This window comes from Cupriavidus sp. R6-3 (genome assembly GCF_059772245.1).
In genome coordinates this window covers 1-8,314 of record NZ_JCBAJO010000211.1, presented here as the reverse complement: position 1 = coordinate 8,314, position 8,314 = coordinate 1, and the positions used below count along the sequence as shown (strand labels likewise).

At 68.5% G+C, this 8,314-nt stretch carries 6 protein-coding genes; 4 read left to right on the top strand and 2 right to left on the bottom strand.

Annotated elements, in window-relative coordinates:
• Window positions 1-1,152 (bottom strand): NYN domain-containing protein (locus tag AC6EI8_RS21680; RefSeq protein WP_498382841.1); only part of this gene is annotated, 1,152 nt, incomplete at its 3' end.
• A gap of 310 nt (window positions 1,153-1,462) precedes the next feature.
• Here AC6EI8_RS21680 and AC6EI8_RS21675 point away from each other — a divergent pair.
• A complete protein-coding gene (locus tag AC6EI8_RS21675; RefSeq protein ID WP_150081964.1) occupies window positions 1,463-5,056 on the top strand; it encodes an indolepyruvate ferredoxin oxidoreductase family protein in 3,594 nt (1,197 codons plus the stop codon).
• Between the two features lie 87 nt (window positions 5,057-5,143).
• Here the strand turns inward: AC6EI8_RS21675 and AC6EI8_RS21670 are convergent, their stop codons facing one another.
• Window positions 5,144-5,758 carry an HD domain-containing protein gene (locus tag AC6EI8_RS21670; RefSeq protein ID WP_226107722.1) on the bottom strand — a complete coding sequence of 205 codons (615 nt, stop codon included), beginning with the start codon at window positions 5,756-5,758 and terminating at the stop codon, window positions 5,144-5,146.
• A 224-nt stretch (window positions 5,759-5,982) separates the two neighbouring features.
• On the opposite strand from AC6EI8_RS21670, the gene AC6EI8_RS21665 reads away from it, so the two are divergent.
• From AC6EI8_RS21665 to AC6EI8_RS21655, 3 genes are all read left to right on the top strand, one after another.
• Entirely contained in the window at window positions 5,983-6,330 is a 348-nt protein-coding gene (locus tag AC6EI8_RS21665; protein WP_265632954.1) for a GFA family protein, read from the top strand.
• A gap of 18 nt (window positions 6,331-6,348) precedes the next feature.
• Window positions 6,349-6,762 (top strand): VOC family protein, encoded by a 414-nt coding sequence (locus tag AC6EI8_RS21660; RefSeq protein ID WP_149317556.1) that lies wholly within the window; start codon window positions 6,349-6,351, stop codon window positions 6,760-6,762.
• Between the two features lie 346 nt (window positions 6,763-7,108).
• Window positions 7,109-8,314, top strand: a 1,206-nt coding sequence (locus AC6EI8_RS21655; protein ID WP_498382842.1) for an MFS transporter, incomplete at its 3' end; no start/stop codon positions are given.

The window sequence follows — 8,314 nt, the reverse complement described above, 5'->3', positions numbered from 1 at the left end:
TACCGCCGGCTCGTCGAACTGCACCGGCTCGGGCGCAGGCACGGGTTCGCTGACGGCCGGCACCGCTTCGGCCGGTTCCGGTGCCGGAGCCGCGTTGCCGCGTCCGCGCTGACCGCCCCGCCCCTGACCACCCTGGCCCTGACCGCCTTGACGCTGGCCACCCTGCCCCGCGTGGTCCTGTCTGTCGCCCCGCTGCTCGCTTCCGCGCTGTTCACCACCTGGCTGCTCGCTACCGCGCTGCTCAACACCTCGTTGTTCGGTACCGCGCTGCTCGGCACCCCGCTGCTCGCCGCCGCGCTGCTCACCGCCACGCTGCTCACCGCCACGCTGCTCACCGCCACGCTGTTCGGTACCACGCTGTTCGGTACCACGCTGCTCGCCACCGCGCTGTTCGCCGCGCCGCTTGAGCCGGACCCAGATGGTCTTGTTGTTGCCGCCGTTGCGGGTCTCGACCTCGAACAGGCCGGTCGCGGCGACCAGCTCCGACAGCTTGCCGTAGCCGTAGTTGCGCGAATCGAACTCGGGCGCCTGCTTGGCGATGTGGGTGCCCATGCTGCCAAGCGTGGTCCAGCCTTCCTCGTCGGACACCGCCTGCGCGGCCGACTGCAGCAGCCGCACCAGTCGCGTGTCCTGCCGCAGCTCGCCGCCGCTGCGGCGGCGGGCCGGCGCGCTGGCCTCGTCGGTTTCGTCGCTGCCGACGTCGCCGCGCAGCAGGTCCGAGTAGATGAACTTGTCGCAGGCGGTGACGAAGGGCTTGGGCGTCTTGCGTTCGCCGAAGCCATAGACCGTCAGGCCCTGCTCGCGGATGCGCGAGGCCAGCCGCGTGAAATCGCTGTCGCTGGAGACAATGCAGAAGCCGTCGAAACGGCCGGAGTACAGCAGGTCCATCGCGTCGATGATCATCGCGCTGTCGGTGGCATTCTTGCCCACCGTATAGCGGAACTGCTGGATCGGCTGGATCGAATGCGACAGCAGGCATTCCTTCCAGCCCGCCAGATTGGGCTTGGTCCAGTCGCCATAGATGCGCTTGACGGCGGCCACGCCGTACTTGGCCACTTCGGCCAGCAGGCCTTCGACGATGCCGGGAGCGGCATTGTCGGCGTCGATCAGAACGGCCAGGGTCGCGGTGCCCTGGCGGGGATTGGTATTCATCGGTTGTCCTGGGGAGCGCTCGCTCCAGCAGTGGGGGGTTGCACCACCGCGGCCCGGGCGGCATCCCTTGGACGCCGCCCGCTGCCGGGCTTGGATGCAGTGCAGTGTACACGCCAGGGCTTGTCCATTCGGGAAATCGCCGAGCCGGAAGGGGCCCGGGATGCTGCGCCGCAGGGTGCCGTGTCAACGCCGCCGGTGCTACCATGCCGGGCAGAGACACGGTCGCTTCCGCCTTCACAAGAGGCCTGCGCGGCTGCCCACCACTGAAGTGTGTCGGCGATCCCGACAACATGCCCGAAGAGGAGCACATATGAATGCCCCCCTGACCGCCCCGGTCAGCGACGCCATCCGTCGCGCGCTCGCAAACGTTACCCTGGACGACAAATATACGCTCGAACGCGGCCGCATCTACATCAGCGGCACGCAGGCGCTGGTTCGTCTGCCGATGCTGCAGCAGGAACGCGACCGCGCCGCCGGCCTCAATACCGCCGGCTTCATCTCGGGCTATCGCGGCTCGCCGCTCGGCGCGCTGGACCAGGCGCTGTGGAAGGCCAAGTCGCACCTGGCCGGCCACAACATCGTGTTCCAGCCGGGCCTGAACGAGGACCTGGCCGCGACCGCGGTGTGGGGCTCGCAGCAGGTCAACATGTACCCGGGCGCTAAGTACGACGGCGTGTTCGGCATGTGGTACGGCAAGGGCCCGGGCGTGGACCGCACGGGCGACGTCTTCAAGCATGCGAACTCGGCCGGCTCGTCGAAACACGGCGGCGTGCTGGTGCTCGCGGGCGACGACCACTCGGCCAAGTCCTCGACCCTGGCGCACCAGTCCGAACACATCTTCAAGGCCTGCGGGCTGCCGGTGCTGTTCCCGGCCAACGTGCAGGAATATCTCGACTACGGGCTGCATGGCTGGGCCATGAGCCGCTACTCGGGCCTGTGGGTGGCGATGAAGTGCGTCACCGACGTGGTCGAATCGTCGGCCTCCGTCGAACTCGATCCGCACCGCGTGCAGATCGCGCTGCCGCAGGACTTCGCGATGCCGCCGGGCGGTCTCAATATCCGCTGGCCCGATCCGCCGCTGGAACAGGAAGCGCGGCTGCTCGACTACAAGTGGTACGCGGCGCTGGCCTATGTGCGCGCCAACCGCATCGACCGCATCGAAATCGATTCGCCGCACGCGCGCTTCGGCATCATGACCGGCGGCAAGGCCTACCTCGATACGCGCCAGGCGCTGACCGACCTGGGCCTGGACAAGGAGACCTGCGAACGCATCGGCATCCGGCTGTACAAGGTCGGCTGCGTCTGGCCGCTGGAAGCGCAGGGCGCGCGCGCCTTCGCCGAGGGCCTGCAGGAAATCCTGGTGGTCGAGGAAAAGCGCCAGATCATGGAGTACGCGCTGAAGGAAGAGCTGTACAACTGGCGCGACGACGTCCGGCCCAAGGTCTACGGCAAGTTCGACGAGAAGGACAATGCCGGCGGCGAATGGTCGATCCCGCAGAGCAACTGGCTGCTGCCGGCGCACTACGAGCTGTCGCCGGCGATCATCGCCAAGGCGATCGCCACGCGCCTGGACAAGTTCGACCTGCCCAGCGACGTGCGCGCCCGCATCGCCGCGCGCATCGCGGTGATCGAGGCCAAGGAGCGCGCGCTGGCCACACCGCGCGTGGCCGCCGAGCGCAAGCCGTGGTTCTGCTCCGGCTGCCCGCACAACACCTCGACCAACGTGCCCGAGGGTTCGCGCGCGCTGGCCGGCATCGGCTGCCACTACATGACGGTCTGGATGGACCGCAGCACCAGCACCTTCAGCCAGATGGGCGGCGAAGGCGTGGCGTGGATCGGGCAGGCGCCGTTCGCCGGCGACAAGCACGTGTTCGCCAACCTCGGCGACGGCACCTACTTCCATTCGGGCCTGCTCGCCATCCGCGCGTCGATCGCGGCCGGCGTCAATATCACCTACAAGATCCTGTACAACGATGCGGTCGCGATGACCGGCGGCCAGCCGGTCGACGGCCAGCTGTCGGTGCAGGACATCGCCTTCCAGGTCGCCGCCGAGGGCGCCAAGCGGATCGACATCGTCACCGACGAGCCCGAGAAATACAGCGGCGCGATCAAGCTGCCGCAGGGCGTCACGGTTCACCATCGCGACGAGCTGGACCGCATCCAGCGCGAACTGCGCGAGGTGCCGGGCTGCACCATCCTGATCTACGACCAGACCTGCGCCACCGAGAAGCGCCGCCGCCGCAAGCGCGGCAGCTTCCCCGATCCGGCGCGCCGCGTCTTCATCAACGACACGGTGTGCGAAGGCTGCGGCGACTGCTCGGTCAAGTCCAACTGCCTGTCGGTCGAGCCGCTGGAAACCGAGCTCGGCACCAAGCGCAAGATCAACCAGTCGTCCTGCAACAAGGACTTCTCCTGCCTGAACGGCTTCTGCCCCAGCTTCGTGACCGCCGAAGGCGCGCAGCTGCGCAAGCCCGAGGCGCACGGCGTGTCGATGGCGAACCTGCCGCCGCTGCCGCAGCCGGCGCTGCCCGCGCTGCAGCGGCCGTACGGCGTGCTGGTGACCGGCGTCGGCGGCACCGGCGTGGTGACCATCGGCGGCCTGCTCGGCATGGCGGCCCACCTGGAGCAGAAGGGTGTCACCGTGCTCGACATGGCGGGCCTGGCGCAGAAGGGCGGCGCGGTGCTGTCGCACGTGCAGATCGCCGCGCGGCCGGAGGATATCCACGCCACGCGCATCGCGATGGGCGAGGCCGACCTGGTGATCGGCTGCGACGCGATCGTGTCGGCCACCGACGAGGTCCTGTCCAAGGCGCAGGCGGGCCGCACGCGCGCGATCGTCAATACCGCGCAAACCCCGACCGCCGAGTTCATCCGCAATCCGAAGTGGCAGTTCCCCGGGCTGTCGGCCGAGCAGGACGTGCGCAACGCGGTCGGCGAGCAATGCGACTTCATCAATGCCAGCGCGCTGGCGGTGGCGCTGCTCGGCGACGCGATCTACACCAACCCGCTGGTGCTCGGCTATGCGTGGCAGAAGGGCTGGGTGCCGCTGTCGCTGGACGCGATGGTGCGAGCGATCGAACTGAACGGCGTGTCGGTCGACAAGAACAAGGCCGCGTTCGAATGGGGCCGCCATATGGCGCATGACCCCGAGCATGTGCTGTCGCTGACCGGCGAGCTCAAGCGCACCGCCGAGGGCGCCGACGTGGTCAAGCTGCCGACCTCGTCGGGGGCGCTGCTGGAGAAGCTGATCGCCCATCGCGCCGAGCACCTGACCGCGTACCAGGACGCCGCCTATGCGCAGACCTATCGCGACGCGGTCAACCGCGTGCGCGCGGCCGAGAGCGCGCTGGTAGGCAGCGGCAAGCCGCTGCCGCTGACCGAGGCGGTAGCGCGCAACCTCGCCAAGCTGATGGCCTACAAGGACGAGTACGAGGTCGCGCGGCTCTATACCGATCCGGTCTTCCTCGACAAGCTGCGCAACCAGTTCGAGGGCGAGCCGGGCCGCGACTACCAGCTGAACTTCTGGCTGGCGCCGCCGATGATCGCCAAGCACGACGAGCAGGGCCGCCTGATCAAGCGCCGCTTCGGCCCGTCTACGATGACGATCTTCAAGCTGCTGGCGAGACTGAAGGGACTGCGCGGCGGTCCGCTGGACGTGTTCGGCAAGACCGAGGAACGCCGCACCGAGCGCGCGCTGATCGGCGAATACCGGGCGCTGCTCGACGAACTGGTGGCGGGACTCAATGCCGCCAACCACGGCACCGCGGTGGCGCTGGCCAATCTGCCGGACGACATCCGCGGCTTCGGCCACGTCAAGGCCAACAACCTGAAGGCGGCGCGCTCGCGCTGGCAGACGCTGCTGGCGCAGTTCAGGAATCCGCAGGCGGGGCAGCAGGCGGCGTGAGTTTGAAAGGCTGATCTCGCCTGCGGTGTGCTGCCCTCTCCCGCACAGCGGGAGAGGGGCGCCTATTCTCCGAGTCAGCTTGCCGCCCTACTCCACCTGCGCCAGCTTGTCCTCGCCCTTCTTCACATACATCGAGTTCTTCGGCTGCGCGAACACGCGCCGCACCATCGGCTCGAAGAACGACAGCGGCAGCGTGTCGTAGTCGGTCATGAAGGCCGCGGCGTCGTACTTCGCGCAGAACTCGGCGGTACGCTCGAACAGCTCGGGCTGGCTACGGAATTGCTCGCGCAGGTTGCGGTCCAGGCCCAGGTGATGGAAGAAGTAATAGCCCTGGAATACGCCGTGCTTTTCCACCATCCACAAGTTCTCGGCGCTGACGAAGGGCTTCAGGATCGCCGCGGCGATGTCGGGATGGTTGTAGCTGCCCAGCGTGTCGCCGATATCGTGCAGCAGCGCGCAGACCACGTATTCCTCGTCGCGGCCGTCGCGGTGGGCCAGCGTGGCGGTCTGCAGGCTGTGGGTCAGCCGGTCGACCGGAAAGCCGCCGCAGTCGCCGTCGAGCAGCCGCAGATGGGCCAGCACGCGGTCCGGCAGCGCCGCGGCATAGGGCATGAACTCGGCCGAGATCGCGGCCCAGTCCTCGCGGGTGCCCTGTTCCATATGGCTGAAGCGCGCACGCGGCGCGGGGTGGGATTCGCTCATGGTGGTCTCCTGGTGGGGTCGGCGCTGATGCGCTCTGGGGATTGCGGCATTGTGACATCGGTTGATGCCGCTACACTGTCAGGATACCGACAGTCGCCGGCAGGATACTGAAGCAAACCCCAGTCTGAAGCCAACCCGCTGAAGCGAAGTCGCCGAAGCCAAGGCGCCGAAGCCATCCCCCTTGGAGCACCGGCGGCACCTTCCACCGAACCGAGGAGAACACCATGTCATACCAGGGCAGCTGCCACTGCGGCCGCATTGCATTCGAAGTCGAGGGCGAGATCGAGGCCGTGCTGTCGTGCAATTGCTCGATCTGCCAGCGGCGCGGCCATCTGCTGTGGTTCGTGCCACGCGACCGGTTCCACCTGAAGACGCCCGAGTCCGACTACTCGACCTACCGCTTCCACACCATGAAGATCGCCCACCATTTCTGTCCGGTGTGCGGCTGCGGGCCGTTCGGCGAAGCCATCGATCCGAAAGGCCAGCCGACGGCGGCCGTCAATGCGCGCTGCCTGGAGGGGATCGACCTGGACAAGCTGAAGGTCATCCCGTTCGACGGGCGGCGCCTGTAACGCCGCCAAGCCGACGCCATGCTGTCGATCCGGGGTATCGATCATCTGGTGCTGCGCAGCGCCGACGTGCCCGCGCTGCTGCGCTTCTACGTGGACGTGCTGGGCTGCACGCTCGAGCGCGAGCAGCCGAAGCTGGGGCTGACGCAGCTGCGCGCCGGCGCGAGCCTGATCGATCTGGTCACGCTCGACGGCCCGCTCGGCAAGGCGGGCGGCGCGGGACCGGGTCCGGAGGGCCGCAATCTGGACCACTTCTGCCTGCGCGTCGAGCCCTTCGATGCGCAGGCCATCGCCGCCCATCTGCGCGCGCACGGCGTCGAGGCGGGGCCGGTCGAATCGCGCTACGGCGCCGAAGGCACGGGGCCGTCGATCTACCTGCGCGATCCCGATGGGAATGTGGTCGAGCTGAAGGGACCGCCCGACGCCAGGGTGTAGGCCCGGCAGGGGGAAGGGGCGAAGGCCCGGAGGACGGCTCCGGGAAAGCGCGAAAGCTCGGGGAAGGCCCAAAGTCCCGGGGGAAGTGCGAAGGGCCGGGGAAGGCCCAACGCCCCGCGGGAAGTGTGAATACGTGGGGAAGGCACGAAGCCCGGTGAGCGCGCGATGCCGCCGCGCAACGCCCCGCGCACGCGGCGGCGAGCCGCCGCTACAATCGGGATTCCCCAAACCATGCGCCGCCGGCATCGCATCGGCGGCCACGGCGCCGGCCTTCCCGGCGCATGCCATGACGACACCCGACCTCTCTTCCGGTCCCCGCCCCGACACCGCCGGCTCCGCCCCCGGCATGGCGGCCGACAGCGACGCCGCCGGCCCCACCGAACCACAGTCCCAATCCGCCCCCTGGTCCGAACCGCCCCGCCATCTGGCCTGGGTACTCGGTCTGACCGAAACCATTTCCTGGGGCACGCTGTACTTCGCCTTCACCGTCTTCATCGAGCCGATGAGCCGCACGCTCGGCTACGGCAAGCCCTTCCTGGCGGGCGGTTATTCGCTCGGCCTGCTGGTCTGGGCGCTGTGCTCGTTCGCCGTCGGCCGGCTGCTCGATCGGGCGCCGGCGCGGTGGGTGATGGGCACCGGCTCGGTGCTGGCGGGATTGGGACTGATGCTGTGGGCCTGGACGCCGAACCCGACGCTGTTCCTGCTGATGTGGGTGCCGCTGGGCCTGGCCATGGCGACCACGCTGTACGAGCCGGCCTTCGTCGTGCTGCGCCAGGCCTATGGCGACGGCTACCAGAAGTCGATCGTCATCGTGACGCTGGTGGCGGGCTTTGCCAGCACCATCTTCATTCCGCTGGCGCAATGGCTGGTGTTGCATATCGGCTGGCGCGGCACGCTGCTGATCTTCGCCGCGCTGAACCTGCTGGTCTGCGCGCCGCTGCATGCGCGGCTGCGCTTCACGCCGCATCCGACCTATGCCAGCGTGCAGCCGGTGTCGCCGCTGGGGAAGGGCTCGCCGGGCATTGCCACGCTCGCGCTGCGCGATCCGGTGTTCTGGGCAGTGGTGCTGGCCTTCACCGCGCTGGCGGTGGTGGCCTCGCTGCTGGGCGCGCACCTGATCCCGATGCTCAACGAGAAGGGGCTGCCGGTCGGCCAGCAACTGATGGTGGCGGCGCTGATCGGGCCGGCGCAGGTGATCGGCCGCCTGGCGATGGCGCGCATGCCGTCGCGACAGCCGGTGCGGATCGCGATGCCGGTCTACCTGGTGATGTGCCTCGGCCTGCTGACGCTGGCGCTGGGCCACGGCAAATGGCTGATGCTGGCCGCGGTGCTGTACGGCTGTGCCAACGGCATCAACACGATGCTGCGGGCGATGGCGATGCCCGAGCTGATCTCGCGGCACCACTATGCGACGCTGAACGGGCTGATGATGACGCCGGTGCTGCTGATGCAGGCGATCGCGCCGTGGCTCGGCGCGCTGATGTGGAGCGCGGCCGGCGGCTATTGGCTGATGCTGTGGGTGATGGTGGTGCTGGGGCTGGCGGCGCTGGGC

Excerpts from the sequence above, each read along its gene's own strand:
- AC6EI8_RS21675 (WP_150081964.1), top strand. The coding sequence starts at position 1,463 with ATGAATGCCCCCCTGACCGCCCCGGTCAGCGACGCCATCCGTCGCGCG.
- AC6EI8_RS21670 (WP_226107722.1), bottom strand. The coding sequence starts at position 5,758 with ATGAGCGAATCCCACCCCGCGCCGCGTGCGCGCTTCAGCCATATGGAA.
- AC6EI8_RS21665 (WP_265632954.1), top strand. The coding sequence starts at position 5,983 with ATGTCATACCAGGGCAGCTGCCACTGCGGCCGCATTGCATTCGAAGTC.
- AC6EI8_RS21660 (WP_149317556.1), top strand. The coding sequence starts at position 6,349 with ATGCTGTCGATCCGGGGTATCGATCATCTGGTGCTGCGCAGCGCCGAC.